Annotated in this window: 14 protein-coding genes and 1 riboswitch; of the genes, 9 read left to right on the top strand and 5 right to left on the bottom strand. The window is 63.3% G+C overall.

All coding sequences use genetic code 11. From position 1 onward, the window contains the following. The first annotated feature begins 80 nt into the window (after positions 1-80). The 3 genes from pimC to QA635_RS39250 all read left to right on the top strand — a co-directional run bounded on the left by pimC (position 81) and on the right by QA635_RS39250 (position 3459). On the top strand, positions 81-1271 hold the full coding sequence (gene pimC / locus QA635_RS39260; RefSeq protein WP_283065286.1) for a pimeloyl-CoA dehydrogenase large subunit: 1191 nt from the start codon (positions 81-83) through the stop codon (positions 1269-1271). Positions 1272-1431: 160 nt separating this feature from the next. Continuing rightward, positions 1432-2577, top strand: a complete 1146-nt coding sequence (pimD, locus tag QA635_RS39255) for a pimeloyl-CoA dehydrogenase small subunit (RefSeq protein ID WP_283065284.1) — start codon at positions 1432-1434, stop codon at positions 2575-2577. A gap of 108 nt (positions 2578-2685) precedes the next feature. Next, positions 2686-3459 (top strand): SDR family NAD(P)-dependent oxidoreductase, encoded by a 774-nt coding sequence (locus QA635_RS39250; protein WP_283065282.1) that lies wholly within the window; start codon positions 2686-2688, stop codon positions 3457-3459. 175 nt (positions 3460-3634) lie between these two features. On the opposite strand, the gene QA635_RS39245 is transcribed toward QA635_RS39250, so the two are convergent. Then, positions 3635-4828, bottom strand: a complete 1194-nt coding sequence (locus QA635_RS39245) for an O-succinylhomoserine sulfhydrylase (protein ID WP_283065280.1) — start codon at positions 4826-4828, stop codon at positions 3635-3637. A 76-nt stretch (positions 4829-4904) separates the two neighbouring features. After that, a riboswitch (SAM riboswitch) is annotated at positions 4905-4984 on the bottom strand. A gap of 182 nt (positions 4985-5166) precedes the next feature. Between QA635_RS39245 and QA635_RS39240 the strand changes: the two genes are divergently transcribed. The 3 genes from QA635_RS39240 (at position 5167) to QA635_RS39230 (ending at position 9010) form a co-directional block, all read left to right on the top strand. Next, a complete protein-coding gene (locus QA635_RS39240; RefSeq protein ID WP_233285858.1) occupies positions 5167-6225 on the top strand; it encodes a 2'-deoxycytidine 5'-triphosphate deaminase in 1059 nt (352 codons plus the stop codon). 163 nt (positions 6226-6388) lie between these two features. Continuing rightward, the gene (locus QA635_RS39235; RefSeq protein WP_283065278.1) at positions 6389-7438 is read left to right on the top strand and encodes a hypothetical protein; all 1050 of its coding nucleotides are present in this window, start codon (positions 6389-6391) and stop codon (positions 7436-7438) included. A gap of 129 nt (positions 7439-7567) precedes the next feature. After that, positions 7568-9010 (top strand): MATE family efflux transporter, encoded by a 1443-nt coding sequence (locus QA635_RS39230; protein ID WP_283065276.1) that lies wholly within the window; start codon positions 7568-7570, stop codon positions 9008-9010. A 179-nt stretch (positions 9011-9189) separates the two neighbouring features. Here QA635_RS39230 and QA635_RS39225 read toward each other — a convergent pair whose 3' ends face one another. The 4 genes from QA635_RS39225 to QA635_RS39210 form a co-directional block, all read right to left on the bottom strand. Continuing rightward, the gene (locus tag QA635_RS39225; protein ID WP_283065274.1) at positions 9190-9606 is read right to left on the bottom strand and encodes an SRPBCC family protein; all 417 of its coding nucleotides are present in this window, start codon (positions 9604-9606) and stop codon (positions 9190-9192) included. Between the two features lie 129 nt (positions 9607-9735). Beyond that, entirely contained in the window at positions 9736-10095 is a 360-nt protein-coding gene (locus tag QA635_RS39220) for a VOC family protein (RefSeq protein WP_283065272.1), read from the bottom strand. A gap of 55 nt (positions 10096-10150) precedes the next feature. Next, the gene (locus QA635_RS39215; protein WP_283065270.1) at positions 10151-10990 is read right to left on the bottom strand and encodes a helix-turn-helix domain-containing protein; all 840 of its coding nucleotides are present in this window, start codon (positions 10988-10990) and stop codon (positions 10151-10153) included. 9 nt (positions 10991-10999) lie between these two features. Then, positions 11000-11578: a methylated-DNA--[protein]-cysteine S-methyltransferase gene (locus QA635_RS39210; RefSeq protein ID WP_283072087.1), complete on the bottom strand. Its 579-nt coding sequence runs from the start codon at positions 11576-11578 to the stop codon at positions 11000-11002. 159 nt (positions 11579-11737) lie between these two features. Between QA635_RS39210 and QA635_RS39205 the strand changes: the two genes are divergently transcribed. The 3 genes from QA635_RS39205 (at position 11738) to QA635_RS39195 (ending at position 16923) form a co-directional block, all read left to right on the top strand. Further along, positions 11738-13285, top strand: coding sequence for a glycosyltransferase family protein (locus QA635_RS39205; RefSeq protein WP_283065268.1), 1548 nt, complete (start codon positions 11738-11740; stop codon positions 13283-13285). 278 nt (positions 13286-13563) lie between these two features. Then, positions 13564-14679, top strand: a complete 1116-nt coding sequence (locus QA635_RS39200; RefSeq protein ID WP_283065266.1) for a site-specific integrase — start codon at positions 13564-13566, stop codon at positions 14677-14679. Between the two features lie 1161 nt (positions 14680-15840). Continuing rightward, on the top strand, positions 15841-16923 hold the full coding sequence (locus QA635_RS39195; protein ID WP_283065264.1) for a hypothetical protein: 1083 nt from the start codon (positions 15841-15843) through the stop codon (positions 16921-16923). Positions 16924-17029: the final 106 nt, after the last annotated feature.

Genomic DNA, 17029 nt, shown 5'->3' with positions numbered 1-17029 from the left:
AGGCCGGTGGTAATGGGTCCTGGCTTTCGCCAGGACGACGATAAAACAAGACGTTAGGTTTCGCTCAAAAGGAGGATCCGATGGATCTCGCTTTCACCAAGGAAGAGATAGCGTTTCGCGAGGAGGTGCGGGAGTTCTTCAAGAACAACGTGCCGCCGGAGACCCGGCGCAAGCTGCAGGAAGGCCGCCATCTGTCGAAGGACGAGATGGTCACCTGGTGGCGCATCCTCAACAAGAAGGGCTGGGGCGTCACCCACTGGCCGAAGGAATATGGCGGCACCGGCTGGAGCACCGTGCAGCACTATATCTTCAACGAGGAGCTGCAGTCCTATCCCGCGCCGCAGCCGCTCGCCTTCGGCGTCAGCATGGTCGGCCCGGTGATCTACACCTTCGGCGACGAGAAGCAGAAGAAGGAATACCTGCCGCGCATCGCCAATGTCGACGACTGGTGGTGCCAGGGCTTCTCGGAGCCGGGTTCGGGTTCGGACCTCGCGTCGCTGAAGACCAAGGCCGAGCGCCGTGGCGACAAGTGGATCATCAACGGCCAGAAGACCTGGACCACGCTCGCCCAGCACGCCGACATGATCTTCTGCCTCTGCCGCACCGATCCGGCCGCGAAGAAGCAGATGGGCATCTCCTTCATCGTGTTCAGCATGAAGTCGAAGGGCGTCACCGTGCGCCCGATCCAGACCATCGACGGCGGCCACGAGGTCAACGAAGTGTTCTTCGACGACGTCGAGGTGCCCTACGAGAACCTGATCGGCGAGGAGAACAAGGGCTGGGATTACGCAAAATTCCTGCTCGGCAATGAGCGCACCGGCATCGCCCGGGTCGGCGTTTCGAAGGAGCGGCTGCGTCGCATCCGCGCGCTGGCCTCCAAGGTCGAGGCCGGCGGCCGTCCGGTGATCGAGGATCCGGCGTTCCGCGAGAAGCTCACGGCCTGCGAGATCGAGCTGAAGGCGCTCGAGCTGACCCAGCTCCGCGTCGTCGCCGACGAGGGCAAGCACGGCAAGGGCAAGCCCAATCCGGCGTCCTCGGTGCTCAAGATCAAGGGCTCGGAGATCCAGCAGACCACGACCGAGCTGTTGATGGAGATCATCGGTCCGTTCGCCGCGCCCTATGACGAGCACGGCGACGCCGGCTCGAACGAGAGCATGGATTGGACCGCGCAGATCGCGCCGAGCTACTTCAACAACCGCAAGGTTTCGATCTACGGCGGCTCCAACGAGATCCAGCGCAACATCATCAGCAAGGCCGTGCTGGGGCTCTAAGCCACAAGTTCGATGTCGTCCCCCGCGCAGGCGGGGGACCCAGTACGCCGAGCCGATCGTGATTCCCAATGAGGGCCGCGGCGTACTGGATCCCCGCTTTCGCGGGAATGACGAGTGGAGATCAGGGCAGGCGCCCGCGTGATTTTGGAGAGATGATAAAATGGATTTTGATCTGTCCGAGGAGCAGCGGCTTCTCAAGGAAAGCGTCGACGGGTTGCTGGCGGATGCCTACGACTTCGATGCGCGCAAGAAGTACATGAAGGAGAAGGGCGGCTGGAGCAAAGCCGTCTGGGGCAAGCTCGCCGAGCAGGGCCTGCTTGGTCTGCCCTTCGCGGAGACCGACGGCGGCTTCGGCGCCGGCGCGGTCGAGACCATGATCGTGATGGAAGCGCTCGGCAAGGCGCTGGTGGTCGAGCCTTATCTGGCCACCGTTGTGGTCGCCGGCGGTTTCCTGCGCCATGGCGGCTCGGCCGAGCAGAAGGCCAAGTACATCCCCGGCATCATCGACGGCAGCAAGACCTTCGGCTTCGCCCAGCTCGAGAAGAACTCGCGCTACGACCTGTTCGACGTCGTGACCACGGCCAAGAAGAAGGGCGACGCTTACGTGATCGACGGCGAGAAGTTCGTCGTGCTCAACGGCGAGAACGCCGACACCTTGATCGTGACCGCGCGCACCAAGGGCGGCCAGCGCGACAGGACCGGCATCGGCGTGTTCCTGGTTCCGGCGGACGCCAAGGGCGTCACCAGGAAGGGCTATCCGACCCAGGACGGCCTGCACGCGGCCGACATCACCTTCACCAATGTCGAGGTCGGTGCTGACGCCGCGATCGGCGATCCCGAGAACGGCCTGCCGCTGATCGAGCGCGTCGCCGACGAAGCCCGCATTGCGCTGTGCGCGGAAGCCGTCGGCGCGATGGACGAGTCGCTGAAGGAGACGGTCGAGTACATCAAGACCCGCAAGCAGTTCGGCGTTGCGATCGGCTCGTTCCAGAGCCTGCAGCACCGCGCCGCTGACATGTTCGTGGCGCTGGAGCAGGCCCGCAGCATGTCGATGTTCGCGACCATGGCGTCGGACTTCAGCGATGCCAAGGAGCGTTCATCCGCGGTCGCGGCCGCCAAGGTGCAGGTCGGCAAGTCCCTGAAGTTCGTCGGCCAGCAGTCGATCCAGCTTCATGGCGGCATCGGCATGACCATGGAAGCCAAGATCGGCCACTACTTCAAGCGGCTGACCATGATCGAGAACACGCTCGGTGACACCGACTACCACCTCCGTCGCGTCAGCGAGGGCGGCGGGCTGCTGGCCTGAGATGTCGTTGCCGGGCTTGACCCGGCAACCCATCGCTTTTCAAAAGATGGATGCGCGGGTCAAGCCCGCGCATGACGAGTCTTCGTAGAACTCAGGGAAACAACAACAATGAAAAACACCCCGTTCGATCTCACCGGCCAGGTTGCGGTCATCACCGGCTCGAGCCGCGGCATCGGCCGCGCCTCGGCCGAGCTTCTGGCAAAACTCGGCGCCAAGGTCGTGATCTCCTCGCGCAAGGCGAATGCCTGCCAGGAAGTCGCCGACGGCATCAAGAAGGCGGGCGGCGATGCGCTCGTCATCCCTTGCAACATCGCGCGCCGCAACGAGGTCGAGGCGCTGGTCTCGGGTACGATCAAGCATTACGGCAAGATCGACATCCTGGTGTGCAACGCCGCGGTGAACCCGTATTACGGCCCGCTGCTCGACATCACCGACGAGGCGTTCGACAAGATCATGGGCTCCAACGTCAAGAGCAACATCTGGCTGTCCGCACTGGCGATCCCGCAGATGGCCGAGCGCGGCAAGGGTTCGGTCGTGATCATCTCCTCGATCGGCGGCCTGCGCGGCTCGACCGTGATCGGCGCCTACGGCATCTCCAAGGCCGCCGACTTCGCGCTGTGCCGCAGCCTTGCCGGCGAATGGGGCCCGAAGGGCGTGCGCGTCAACTGCGTGGCGCCGGGTCTGGTGAAGACCGATTTCGCCCGCGCGCTGTGGGAGGATCCGGATAATCTGAAGCGCCGCACCGCGTCGACGCCGCTCCGCCGCATCGGCGAGCCCGACGAGATCGCCGGCGCCGTGGCCTATCTCGCCTCCGATGCCTCGACCTTCATGACCGGCCAGACCATCGTGGTCGACGGTGGCGTCACGACGGCGGCGACCTAAGGTCAATCGCTTTAAGAGATCGCGCGCAATCGTCCCACGATCTCGTCATGCCCGGCCTCGTGCCGGGCATCCACGTCTTTGGCGGTTGCTGCGAGCAAGACGTGGATGGCCGGGACAAGCCCGGCCATGACGATGCCGAAGGAACAGCGCACGCCGCCCGCGAGAGGCGTTCGCCCTAGACCCGCTCCAGCGCCCGCTCGAAATCCTCGATCAGATCGTCGGGATGCTCGAGCCCGGCCGAGAAGCGAATGAAACCTTCGCTGATGCCGAGCTCGGCGCGGGCCTCCGGCGTCAGGCGCTGATGCGTCGTGGTCGCGGGATGCGTGACTAGGCTCTTGGCATCGCCGAGATTGTTGGAGATGCGCGAGATCTTCAGCGCGTTGAGGCAGCGGAAGGCGCCGGCCTTGCCGTCCTTCACCTCGAAGCCGACCAGCGTCGATCCGGCGCCCATCTGCTTCTTCACCGTCGCGGCCTGCGGATGATCGGGGCGGCCGGGATAGACCAGCCGCGTGATCTTCGGATGCTTGGCCAGCGCCTCGGCGATCTTCGCCGCGTTCTCGGTCTGGGCGCGGACGCGGACGCCGAGCGTCTCCAGCCCCTTCAGCAGCACCCAGGCGTTGAACGGCGATAGCGACGGCCCGGTCTGGCGCATGAAATTGTGGATGTGCTCGGCGATGAAGGCCTCCGACGACAGGATGACGCCGCCGAGGCAGCGGCCCTGGCCGTCGATATGCTTGGTTGCGGAATAGACCACGACGTCGGCGCCGAGCGACAGGGGGCTCTGCCAGATCGGCGTCGCAAACACGTTGTCGACGATCAGCCGGGCGCCGCCGCTATGCGCGATCTCTGCGATCGCGCCGATGTCGAGCACGTCGAGCGTCGGATTGGTCGGGCTCTCCAGGAAGAAGGTCTTGGTGTTGGGCCGCAATGCGCGCTGCCACTGGTCGAGGTCGAGGCCGTCCACCAGCGTCGTCTCGATGCCGTAGCGCGGCAACAGGTCCTGCACCACGTAGAGGCAGGAGCCGAACAGGGCCTTCGAGGCCACCACATGATCGCCGGCCTTCAGCGGCGCGAGGATCGCGGTGGTCACCGCGGCCATGCCGGTCGCGGTCGAGCGCGCGGCTTCCGCGCCCTCGAGCTCGATCATGCGGCGCTCGAACATCGCAATGGTCGGGTTGGAATAGCGCGAATAGATGAAGCCGGGGTCCTGGCCCTTGAAGCGCGCCTCGCATTGCTCGGCGGTGTCGTAGACGTAGCCCTGGGTGAGAAACAGCCCTTCCGACGTCTCCCCGAATTGCGAGCGCAGCGTGCCGCCATGGACAAGGCGGGTTTCGGGACGAAAGCGGGCCGTGGTTTCAGATTCAGACATGTGACCTCCGAGGTGGCCATTTTCCCTGGAGAATGGCCACAAAAAAACCGGCCTGGAGCAACCTCCACAAGCCGGGATCACACTGTCCCCGGCCTGTTTAGCGACTTATTTAACGTGGCTGCAAGCCGGCCGGCTCAAATCACCACGGGATAAGTGCAGCTGATATTCCCTCGCGCCCTTTCCGTCAAGACGGTCATCGGATAACCCGTAAAAGCCCATATTTTGGGGCTTGATGGCCGCCTGGAGTATGATTTTTGGGCCATCTCGAGGGATCGCCGAGGGACCGCATCGTGTCGTTCACGCTGGAAGATGAATCCAACGGAATCCTGCCCGACCGCATGATCGCGGAGATGGCGGAGGCCGGCCTCATTCTGCCCGCCTATGACTTCGTCGAGAGCCAGATCCAGCCGGCCAGCCTCGATCTCCGCCTCGGCGACATCGCCTACCGGGTCCGCGCCAGCTTCCTGCCGGGGCCCGATGCCACTGTCGCCGAGCGGATCGACGAGCTGAAGCTGCACGAGATCGATCTGTCCGACGGCGCGGTGCTGGAGACCAACTGCGTCTACATCGTGCCGCTGTTGGAGAGCCTGGCGCTGCCGCCGGAGATCGTGGCCGCGGCCAACCCGAAGAGCTCGACCGGACGGCTCGACGTCTTCACCCGTGTGATCGCCGACGGCACCCGCCGCTTCGACATGATCGGCGCCGGCTATCACGGCCCGCTCTATGCCGAGATCAGCCCGAAGACGTTTCCCGTGCTGCTGCGCGAGGGTTCGCGGCTCAGCCAGGTCCGCTTCCGGATCGGCGAGGCCACGTTGACCGCCGACGAGCTCGATGCGCTGCATGCCGCCGAGCGGCTGGTCGATATCGACGATGCCGATCTCTCCGATGGCGTTGCGCTTTCCGTCGATCTTTCCGGCGAGAGCTCGGGCGGCTTTGTCGGGTACCGCGCCAAGCGCCACACCGGCGTGGTCGATGTCGATCGCCGCGGCGGCTATGCCGTCGACGACTTCTGGGAGCCGATCAAGGCCCGGCCCGACGGCAGTCTCATTCTCGATCCCGGCGAGTTCTACATCCTGGCGTCGAAAGAGGCGGTGCAGGTGCCGCCGGACTACGCCGCGGAGATGGTGCCGTTCGATCCGCTGGTCGGGGAATTCCGCGTCCACTATGCCGGCTTCTTCGATCCCGGTTTCGGCTATGCCGGCGCCGGCGGCAAGGGCGCGCGCGCCGTGCTGGAGGTGCGCTCGCGCGAGGTGCCGTTCATCCTCGAGCATGGCCAGATCGTCGGCCGTCTCGTCTATGAGCGGATGCTGGAGCGTCCCGATGCGCTGTACGGCCAGCGCATCGGCTCGAACTATCAGGCGCAGGGCCTGAAGCTCTCCAAGCATTTTCGCGTCTAATTCCGTTTCGTGCGCGCTTAATTCCGTAGCCCGGATGAAGCGCTAGCGAAATCCGGGACGCTGCATACGCGCATTGAGCTGCCCCGGATTGCGCTTCGCTCCATCCGGGCTACGATTGCGCGCGCGAAGCTTTATCTCGCCAACAAGAACAGCGGGAGCAGACATGACCGGAGAGCAGGACGCGCGCGAAACGCAGTGGCGGAAGTGGCGCAGCGTCGCCGATCTCTATCATGCCTTCTTCACCGGGCTGATCCTCACCGTGGTCACGCGGCGCGGCACGGCTGATGCAGCGGAATTTGTCTTCCGTGTGTTTCGCCGCCAGCAGCAGGAACGCTTTCTCCCCGGCTTGAAGAAGCTCGGCCTCGACGGCCTGCCGCCGGCGGTCGCGGCCGCGCAATATCATTACCTCTCCAACTGGATCGGCGGCGTGCATGTCGAATACATGTATGAGACGGATCGCAAGGCCTGGATCCGCTATCCGCCGCCGCGCTGGATCTGGAAGGGCACGGCGATCTGCGGCGTGCCCGGCGAGGTCTCGCGCGCGATGCTGCGCGGCTGGCACGCCAACAACGGCGTCGCGCTCGGGGACTTGCGGCTCGGCTTCGTCTGCACCAAGCAGAGTGTCGACGGCCAGGACGGGCTCGAGGGCTATTACTGCGAGTACGATCATCCGCTCGAGCTCGACCAGCGCCTGGTGTTCGCGCGCCATCTCGAGGCGCCGCTGTTCGATTCCAGAACCGCGCCGGCGCTGCCGGTCGACAGCTGGCCGAAGCCGCGGCTGGAAAAGGCCTATCGCAACTACGCGATGGAATATGTGAAGACGGCCGCGCCGGTCATCGTGCAGGTGTTCGGCCCCGAGGATGCGAGCTATCTGCTGCATCTCACCGGCAGACTGATCGGCATGCAGTATTACGACGAGGTCGCGCAGGCGCTCGGCGGCCGCCGTGGCCGTGCCACGGAATTTGCCGCATTCCTGCGCACTCTCTTCGAGTCGCAGGACGATATCGCTGACGTCAGCGAATCCGAGGGCCAGTTCGAATTCCGCCAGCAGGGCTGGAAGCTGATGGCCGATGTCGCCGACTATCATCCGGCCTGCGCCAGCGTGCTGACCGGCCTGTTCGAAGGGCTGGCCGCCGGCTGCGGGCGGCATATTCCGGTGCATCTGAAGCCGAACCGCACCGCCGGCGCGCCGTTCGTCTGGTCGATCGGCTAGCGCCAAGGTTCATCCGGGTTCACCTGCAATCGCGCAGGCCCCCCTTGCGCCCCGCGCACGTGGATTCCGCCGCTGCCATGGTAGGGAAACACCATGGCGCGGCTCCCCAGATCGCGCGTGGGAGTAGAAATGTCCGATCTCGGCCTCGCCGAAATTCCTGTCGACGAACAAGAGCGGCCGCTGCCGCCGCCGGTGACCAAGCCGGCGCGCAATGCGCTGCTCGACGGGCCGATCCTGCGCACGCTGCTGTGGCTCGCCTGGCCGAATGTGATCGCGCTCTCCGCCGGCACCTGCGTCGTCATCGCGGAGACTTCGTATATCGGCCGGCTCGGCGTCGAGTCGCTTGCGGCGATGGCGCTGGTGTTTCCCTGCGTGATCCTCACCATGACGATGTCCGGCGGCGCGATGGGCGGCGGCGTGGCATCCGCGATCGCACGTGCGCTCGGCGCCGGCGAGATCGAGCGCGCCTCGACGCTCGCGATGCATGCGCTGCTGATCGGCCTGACCTTTGGTTTGACGTTCATGCTGGGCATGCTGATCTTCGGCCCGCGCCTGCTCGAATTGCTCGGAGGCCGCGGCAATGTGCTGGCGCAGGCGATCGCCTATTCGCAAATCTTCTTCGGCGGCGCGATCCTGCCTTGGCTGATGAACACCATGGCCGGCATCCTGCGCGGCACCGGCAACATGAAGCTGCCGTCGACCATGATCCTGTCGTCTGCGGTGTGGCAGATCATTCTCGGCGGCACGCTCGGGCTCGGCCTCGGTCCGGTGCCGCAATTCGGCATGCGCGGCGTCGCCGCGGGTTCGCTGATCGCCTATTCGATCAGCATCACCGTGATGGGCTGGTATCTGTTCTCGGGCCGCGCGCGCGTGAAGCCGAAATTCAAGGGGCTGCGCGTGCAATGGGCGATGTTGATCGACATCCTCAAGGTCGGCGCGGTGTCCTGCTTCTCGCCGTTGCAGTCGGTTCTGACGATCTCGATCTTCACCCACATGCTGGCGCAGTTCGGCACTGCGGTACTCGCCGGCTACGGCATCGGCGCGCGGCTCGAATTCATGCTGACTTCGGTTGCCTTCGCGGTCGGCATCGCCTCAGTACCGATGATCGGCATGGCGGTCGGCGCCGAGCGTGTCGCGCGGGCCCGGCGCATTGCCTGGACCGCTGGCACGGTGTCGTTCCTTGCGGTCGGCGTGGTCGGCAGCTTCATCGCCGTCTTCCCCGACCTCTGGGTCAATCTGTTCACCAATGATCCGCACGTGCGGGCGACCAGCCATCAATATCTCTCGACCGCCGCGCCGATGTACGCGTTCATCGGCCTTGCGATGTCGATGTACTTTTCCTCGCAAGGCGCGGCGAAGGTGCTGGGTCCGGTGCTGGCGCAGACCGCGCGGCTGATCTTCATCGGCGCCGGCGGCTGGTGGCTGTCGACGCACGCGGCGAGCGCGCAGAACTTCTTCGCACTCGCCGCCGCCTCGATGGGCGTGCTCGGCGTGTTGTCCTGCCTCAGCGTGATCCTGACGCGGTGGGGTAAATCCGCGCCGGTCGCCGAGCCGCAGCCGGCGCTGTCGTAGATATTAAACCCGTCATCCTGAGGAGCCGCGAAGCGGCGTCTCGAAGGGCGACGGCCCAGGTGTTTCGGCGTGCGCTCGTAGAAACAGCGGGGCTGTCGCCCTTCGAGACGGTCGCTTCGCGACCTCCTCAGGTGACGGTCATAGTTCGAAATGCGCGGCCAGTCGCATGACCTAGCGGATCACGCCGCGCTCTTCTCCCTGGCCGATTTGGCCATCGCCGCCTGCATCGCTGCCGCGCCGAGGTCCATTTGCGCGTCCATGTAGGGCGCGACCTCGTGCGGCAGCACGTCGGCGATCCACACCACGCGGCAGCGCGTGGCGCCCTCGGCGAACACCTGCACCGAGGCGGAATGCTGTTTCAGCCGTTCGCTGGTGATCGCATAGACCAGCCGCTTTCGGTTGTCGTCGCAATCGACCAGCGTCTCACGCGCCACGGTGCCGTTGGCGAAAGTGACGGTGCGGACGTCGCCGTCCAGTTGGGTGTCGGTCACGAAGCCCGGCACCAGCCGCGTATGCAGCGCGCCGAAATCGCGCAATGCGTCCCAGACATGATCTGCCGGCGCGTCGATCGGGATATTTTTGTGAATGGAAGCCATCGTTCAATCCTCGTTGGTTTCAGATGTGTCGTCATTGCGAGGAGCGAAGCGACGAAGCAATCCACACCGCAGCAGGCGGAAAGATGGATTGCTTCGCTCCGCTCGCAATGACGGCGGAGCTGTGGTGTGCTAGGTCGACACCGCCTCGACATTGTTGCCGTCGGGGTCGAGCAGGAACGCCGCGTAATAGGTCGGGCTGTAGTCCTCGCGATGGCCCGCCGCGCCGTTGTCCTTGCCGCCGGCTTTCAGGCCCTCGGTATGGAATGTCTTGATCGCGTCATGGCTCGGGGCACGGAACGCGATGTGCGCGCCGCCTTGGGCCTTGCCCTTGTGCAAATGCAGCCAGAGCGCGGGCTCGCCCTTCGGGCCGAAGCCGGCGCCGCTGTCGTCGCGCGAGCAGAGCACGAAGCCGAGTGGCGCCAGCACTGCGGTGTAGAAGCGCACGCTGGCGTCGAGGTCGGCAACGCGCAAACCGATATGGTCGTACATAAGGAATCTCCAGTCGCTAAGCGCATCGAAAGACGCGCGGACGGGAGCAGCCTAGCTATTGCAGCGCGAGACGTTCTTGGAAAATCTTGCGGTCGCCGCGCGAGGCCTGGCGGAACTTCAGCGGCGAAGCGCCGGCGGCGCGGTGGAAGCTGCGCACGAAATTGGACAGATCGCCGAAGCCGACGTCATAGGCGATGTCGGTGACCGGGCTGTCGTCATCCGCGAGTCGCCGCGCTGCATGGCGCAGCCGCGAGCGCACGAGATATTGATGCGGGGTCACGCCGAGCACGGCGGAAAACAGCCGCAGGAAATGGAAGGTGCTCAAGCCGGCCTGCTCGGCGGCATCGTCGAGGTCGATCTGATGCTGTGAATTGGCGTCGATCCACAGCGCGGCCTCGACGGCGCGGCGGCGATCGCGCAAGCCTGCGGTGAGCGGCTTTGCCTTGCGGTCGGACACCAGCTCGACAAGGCGGCTGGTGAGGAGGTGGCCGATCTCGTCGAGACCGACGTCGCTGTTGCCAGCTGCCGCCGTTTGCGCGAGCTCGCCGATCACCATCAGTTCCGGCAGCGGCGGCACCGACCCGACCTGCCAGACCGCCGCGCGGTCGCCGATGGTCTCGACCAGCACCGGGTCGAGGAAGAACGACAGGCATTCGTCGCCGACCACGTGGTCGTGCGTGCAGGTGTATTCATCGCCGGGATGGCCGACCAAGATCGAGCCCGCCACCAGCTCATGGAAGCGGCCGCGGCAATGGCAGCCGAAGCTGCCGCTGCGCACATAGGACACGGAATGGCAGGCGAACTGCTCGGCGAACGGCTTGTCGCCGGGTTCCGCCGTGCAGCGAAACTCGTTCACCGTGATGCGATCGCGCTGCAGCAGCGTGGTTCGGACCATATCCGGGATTTAAGCTTGCGGCCGGAGCCGTGCAACGGGCAGCAGCACATCAAAAAGGGTCTTGCTGGTGGTCGGCTGGGCGCCCTCGATCGAGAGCAGCCGCCGCTTCGAGATGCTGCCGCCGTTCGGCGAGATCCGGTCGGCATAATTGCCTGCCTCGAGCACGCGGTGGCAGGGCACCATGACCATGAAGGGATTGCGGCCGAGCGCCTGTGCCACCGAATAGACCGCGCCGGACGCGCGCAAGGCACTCGCCACCTCGTCATAGGTCCGGGTTTCGCCGCGGGGAATGGTGCGGACAAACTGGTAGACGCGCGCGTTGAAGGCCGGGATGCCGCTCATGTCGAGCGCAACGCCGGCAAGGTCCCCAATGCCGCCGCGCAAGGTCGCAGCGATGCCCTCGATCGCGACAGCGACCTCCTCGGGAGGCCGCATCTCGCGCGCGTCAGGATAAAGCTTGAATAGCCGCTTGCGGGTCTCGATCTCACGCAGCTCGGGAAGCTGCACGCCGGCCACGCCGAACTCGCCCCACGCGATGCCGCATCGGCCGATCGCCGTGTCGAAAATGGTATACCCACGCCCCGCCATGACGCCACCAGCCCCCATGCGCGCGATCCTAACATTGTCGTCGGCGCGCGCATCCGGAATCTTGACGTTTAGCTAACCATGTCTCGGCCCCTTCTGTGTGACCCCGCCAATTTATCAGTCACGCATCTTAAAGGCTTTGCCCGCTATCTGGTCGTCAGCATGCTGCTCCACGGTACGATCGGCGGAACGATGACCAGCACCGGCGCGGATGGGGCGCGCGGCAGCACAGCCGTGGCCGGGACATCGACCGGGCGTCTTCATCCGCTGTTCGCATTGCTGTTGCTGGCATTGGTCCTGCGCCTTGCGGCCGCGCTCTGGCCCAACGTGATGTATCCGGACGAGATCTTTCAGTATCTCGAGCCGGCGTGGCGGATGCTCGGCCATGACGGCATTTTGACGTGGGAGTGGCGCGAAGGCATTCGCGGCTGGTTCCTGCCGACATTGCTGGCCGGGCCGGTCGCGGTGGGCGGCTTGATTGCGCCGGGGGGCGAGGGCGCTTTCCTGGTGCCGCGCCTGGTCGCCGCATCTGCGTCACTGTCGATCGTGGTCAGCGCATGGTTCTTCGGTGCACGGATCTCGCGAACCCATGCCATCGTCGCGGCGTTCGCCGCCGCGGTCTGGTTCGAGTTGATCCTGCTCGCGCCGCACACCTTGGGCGAGCCGCTGGCGACGGCGCTGATCGTACCGGCGGCGCTGCTGGTGACCGGTCGTCCGTCGCAGCGGCATCTGGCGATCGGCGGCGCGTTGCTCGCTTTCGCCTTTGTCTGCCGCTTTCAGTACGCGCCGGCCATCGCCGTGCTTGCGCTCGGCGCCTGCTGGATGCGTTGGCGAAACCTGATTCCGCTGATCACGGGCGGTCTCGCCGCGCTGGTGCTCACCGCCATGATCGACCTTGCGCATGGCGCCGTGCCGTTCGCCTGGCTGATCGGCAACATCAAGGAAAACCTGCTGCACGATCGCGCGACCGAGTTCGGCGTGACGCCGCCTTCGGCCTATCTCGTCAACTTCCTGATCGTGTGGTCGGCGGCGATCGTATTGCCGCTCGCCGCGATCTGGCGCGGCTCGCGGCATGCGCCGCTGTTGCTGGCCGTGGCGCTGGTCAACCTCGTCTTCCACAGCCTGATCGCGCACAAGGAATACCGCTTCGTCTTCCTCTCGGTGGCGCTGTTCATCATCGTCGCGGCGCTGGGATCGGCCGATTGGGTGCAATGGCTGCGCGCAAAACCCGGGTGGCGCCGTTGGGCATTGCCGATCGTCACCGGCGGCTGGGCCTTGCTCTCGGTGACGCTCGCCGGCGCCAGCGAGGGGATGCGCGACTACTGGACACGCGGTGTCGGCGCGGCGCGGCTTGCCGCCGAACTGCGCAGCGATCCGCAGATGTGCGGTCTCGCACTTTACAATGTTCGTTTCCAGCTGTTGCCGGGGCGGGAACGATTGGTGGGGACCGCGCCGCTTTATGCGCTCGAGCCCGCCGATCCGCTCGCCGAGCTGATCCTGCCGCCGCTGTTGCAGGCGACCAGGCCGGCCTTCAACCGCATCCTTGCGCGGCCCGCGGCGGCCAGCGATCTGCCGGCGGATTTTTCAAGGCAAAGCTGTGCCCGCGTCGGCATCGCCGATGCCTGCATCTATGCACGAAGCGGCACTTGCGACGCATCCGCCGCCGCGGCTTTTGTCATCAATGACGTGCTCGTGAGGATGGGCCATTAGCGGGGGCGGTGCGGCGATCGGCTTCAATGCGCGCTTGATCCGCTGCCGCCGCCCGGGCTATGGTCCGGCCGGTCGCACCCGTGAGGTGCGACCTCAAGCATTGAGATCGCGGGCGTAGTTCAATGGTAGAACGGCAGCTTCCCAATCTTTTGTGAAGCCTCTCCACCGTTCCACATAGTGTCCGAAAACCCCTTGTTTTATAGTGGTTTCTGCGACTCGACCCACGTATAATTCGGCATGGTTATCCGCCTCAATCCACGTGAAAGGCGTGCCAAATCGTGCCAATTCTTGGACTCACAGATCTCACCGTTCAGTCGCTGAAGCCCGGCCTCTACATGGACCGGAAGACACCGGCTTTCGGCTTGCGTGTCGGCAAGCGCCGAAAGACTTGGATCGTCCTCAAAGAACCCAACCGCACCAAAATCCGGCTGGGTCACTATCCCGATCTGAAGCTCGCAGAGGCGCGCCGCCGCGCCTTTGTCGCTCTCGGTACTCCCGTCGGGGAAAAAGAAATCAGCATCGAGTTCGAGCAAGCGAAGCTCGTCTTCATTGAGGAGAACTACAAGGGTAAAGCCGAGCGCACGAAATCTGAGACGCTTCGTCTCCTCAACCGCTTAGATTTCAAATGCACACTCGATGATCTCGATGATGCGACGATTGAGCGTGCACTCGGGAAGCTCGCCGACGTGCCGAGCGAGCAGCTCCACGCATTCCGCGCGCTCCGGACGATGCTCCGGTGGTGCACGAAACCTCCACACCGCTACATCAAGCGCAGTCCGCTCGAGGGTTACCCGGCTCCAGGTAAGGACAAAAAGCGCAGCCGTATCCTAAACGACGACGAACTCAAAAAAATTTGGCAGGCATGCGAGGGTTTCTTCGGTGACATGATCCGCCTCATCATTTTGTGGGGATGTCGGAACGGCGAAGTAGGGCGGCTGCAACGCGCTTGGAGAGAAGGGCGCGTGATCACCATCCCGGGTGAGTTCACGAAGAACGGCCGCGCCCACGCCATCCCGATCCTCCCGATGGCGCGCGCGATCCTCGATCGGCAAGAAAAGATGGGCGACAATTGGCGAGACAAAGATACTGATTACTACTTCCCCGGTCACATCAAAGGCACGCACTTCAACGATGGCTCGTGGGGGAAGCTGAAAAAGGAGCTCGACAAGCAATCGGGCGTGACGGGATGGCAAGTACGAGACTTGCGCCGCACTTTCCGCTCTACCCTTGCCCGCCTAGGGATCTCGCGTGAGATTGCCGAGATCATGCTTAACCACGTAACCGGTGGGGGCAGAACCGATCTCGATGAGATTTACGACAGGCACGATTACCTACCTGAGAAGCGCGCTGCGCTGCAAAAGCTGGAGGCTTACCTCAAAAGATTACTCCGCTGAACAACTCTGGTGCGGAGGCTTTTGCTATATTTGTCTCGCTAGCTAGTGGTCCCCAAACCCTAGGCAGCGTCTGGACGCTCCCAAAACGGAGTGTGCAGATGTCTACGGTAAAGCGATTGCTAGTGAGCTGGAATGATCTGAAAAAGATGGGATGGCCGTATTCTCGTACTGACACGTTCAGGAAGATGAATGCGAAGCCGCCGAAATTTCCTCAATGCAGGAAACTAGGCTCACACCGCAATTCACATCCAGTGTGGCTGTACCAGGATGTAGTCGACCATCTTCGCGATCATGGGCTCACCATCGAAGACGAGGACGAGCCCGATCCCGACTAGGGAGGGCGGCCGGGGTCCAACCCGGCCGTTCCCTGGAATACGAATTTGCGCTCCAAACAAGTAGGAGCGAGGCTGAACCTCCAAAGCCAAAGCCCTTCCTTTTTGGAAGCTAGTCTGCGCCTTATGCCCCGCCATACGCCCCGCCTTTAAGGTAAGGCGGGGTGAGCGGTCGCCATGCGCAGCAATGCTCAATTATGTGCGAGCGATACGGCGAGGCGCTCCGTGCGACTTCCGTTGTGCTAACGCACAACGGCGCGCGAGCGCACTTCATCGTTCCACCTCGTACGAGATTGATCTTCTCGGACTTGCGTCCCGAGCCTCATCAATCTCTTTCATTAAGGAGGACGCCTATAATCGAAGTGGTCAATCTGAACGCTACGAAGCTTTCGCCGAATTGATGCTCGGGTCTCTATTGACGAGCGAATTGCGACAGCCCTCTTTGAGCTGAGCGGTTTTTGCGCCTGCGAACTGTGAATTGTGACGCTTTACGAAATGGCTGTCGCAAGGGCGGCTATCTCCGCGATCAATCAGACAGCGCATCCCCGGTCACCTAGACAATCAGTGGAGCGCGCCTGGAGTGCACGCAAAAGGTGTGGTAATGCAGGGTATTCCCAGGGAGATAGGTAATCACCTAGCTCCCATCGCGCCGAGTACTGCGGAAAGTATGTCGAAGCTACCGAACGGGGCTCGCATGCGAATTCTGTTGGGAGCGCTTGGTTTTGCCCTGACCGCGACTTGGGCTACGGACGCATTCGCTCAAACGAGCCAACGTTCAGGACGACCCCCCGCGGCCCAGCAGCAACCCGGCAGAGGGTACGATCAGTTCGTGCAACAATGGGTGCTGTGCTTTAGCGACAATGGCGTCGATGTCTCCGCCAGGATCAGAGGTTGCGATGTAGCGCTTATGTCACGAAATCTTTCAACGGATGACGTCAGTAGATTGACGGCGCGTCGAGCCTTCCTACGGGTCGAACGTGAGCTGGAGATAGATCGCCTTAGAGACCAATCGATTTTGACGGGTAAGTTAATCGATGAACGTAAGTCAGGATCTTCTGCTCCGGAAGGAAATGCTGCTCCTTCGGACGCTAGTTCGCTTAGGAATTCTAGGGAAGCACTGCTTGAGGAACCGTTGAATCGAGACTTCCTGGTAGCAATGACCGAATACATTATTTTTTATCTGACGTTGATTGCTCTTGATGCGCTGCAGCGACTTTGGCGGCGTCTAAAGGTCGTCCAGGCAGATGCGACCTCAAACGCATCGGTGGATTACATGGAGCCTGCCCCCGCAGTGACGTTATCACTGACGGAGGGGCCATCTGGGCAGCCGTTCAAGGAAGTCCTTCAAAGCAATCTGAATTTCAGCGGATGGAAGGATGCGAAAGAAACAATTGAGCCTAAATCGAACGTCTTCACACAAGCTGAAGCGATATGCAAAACATTACCGTTAGCTGGAGGGGGCGCTATGCAACTAAGGCTCCGTCGATCGCAGCGCTCAGGTGGCGTGGTCAGCAGCAAAGTCTATTTTGCGCTCGATGCTCGGGCCGATCTGTCGGCTGAGGAGAAGGGATTGGTCAGCAAGTATGGTCTGGGAAAACTCGTTGTGTATGACAGCCAGGCTCGCAAGCAGCATCAGGAGGCCGCGTATGGTCATTTTGATGAGGCCTCTGTCAGCAGCAGCGCTGGGCGAGGTTGGTGGAAAAACGCTCGCGGCATAGCGAGCGCGGCCATGATGGCTCTCTCCCTTCGCATCACCGTCGACGGTCTGATGAACGGGCAGCATATTGAATGTAAGGACCTCGACGAGCTGCTCGGCGCTGAGGCTGCCATTCTCAATGCCTGCAAGAGCTTGAGAGCCTACCTGGATACAGCACAGACGTTCGATGGTCGGGAGGAGGTTCTTGAGCTCTAAGCTTCCGCCGTACACACCACCATCAGTGTTCAGTCCCTTCCTACGTCGACTTACCGACGAGCGGGCACGGGATCTATCGGAGACCGCTACCCTCTACGAACAGGTG

It is taken from the genome of Bradyrhizobium brasilense, from assembly GCF_029714345.1.
Classification (GTDB): domain Bacteria; phylum Pseudomonadota; class Alphaproteobacteria; order Rhizobiales; family Xanthobacteraceae; genus Bradyrhizobium; species Bradyrhizobium australafricanum.
Note: the sequence above shows the minus strand (reverse complement) of the source record. Positions and strands in the feature narration are given on the sequence as shown.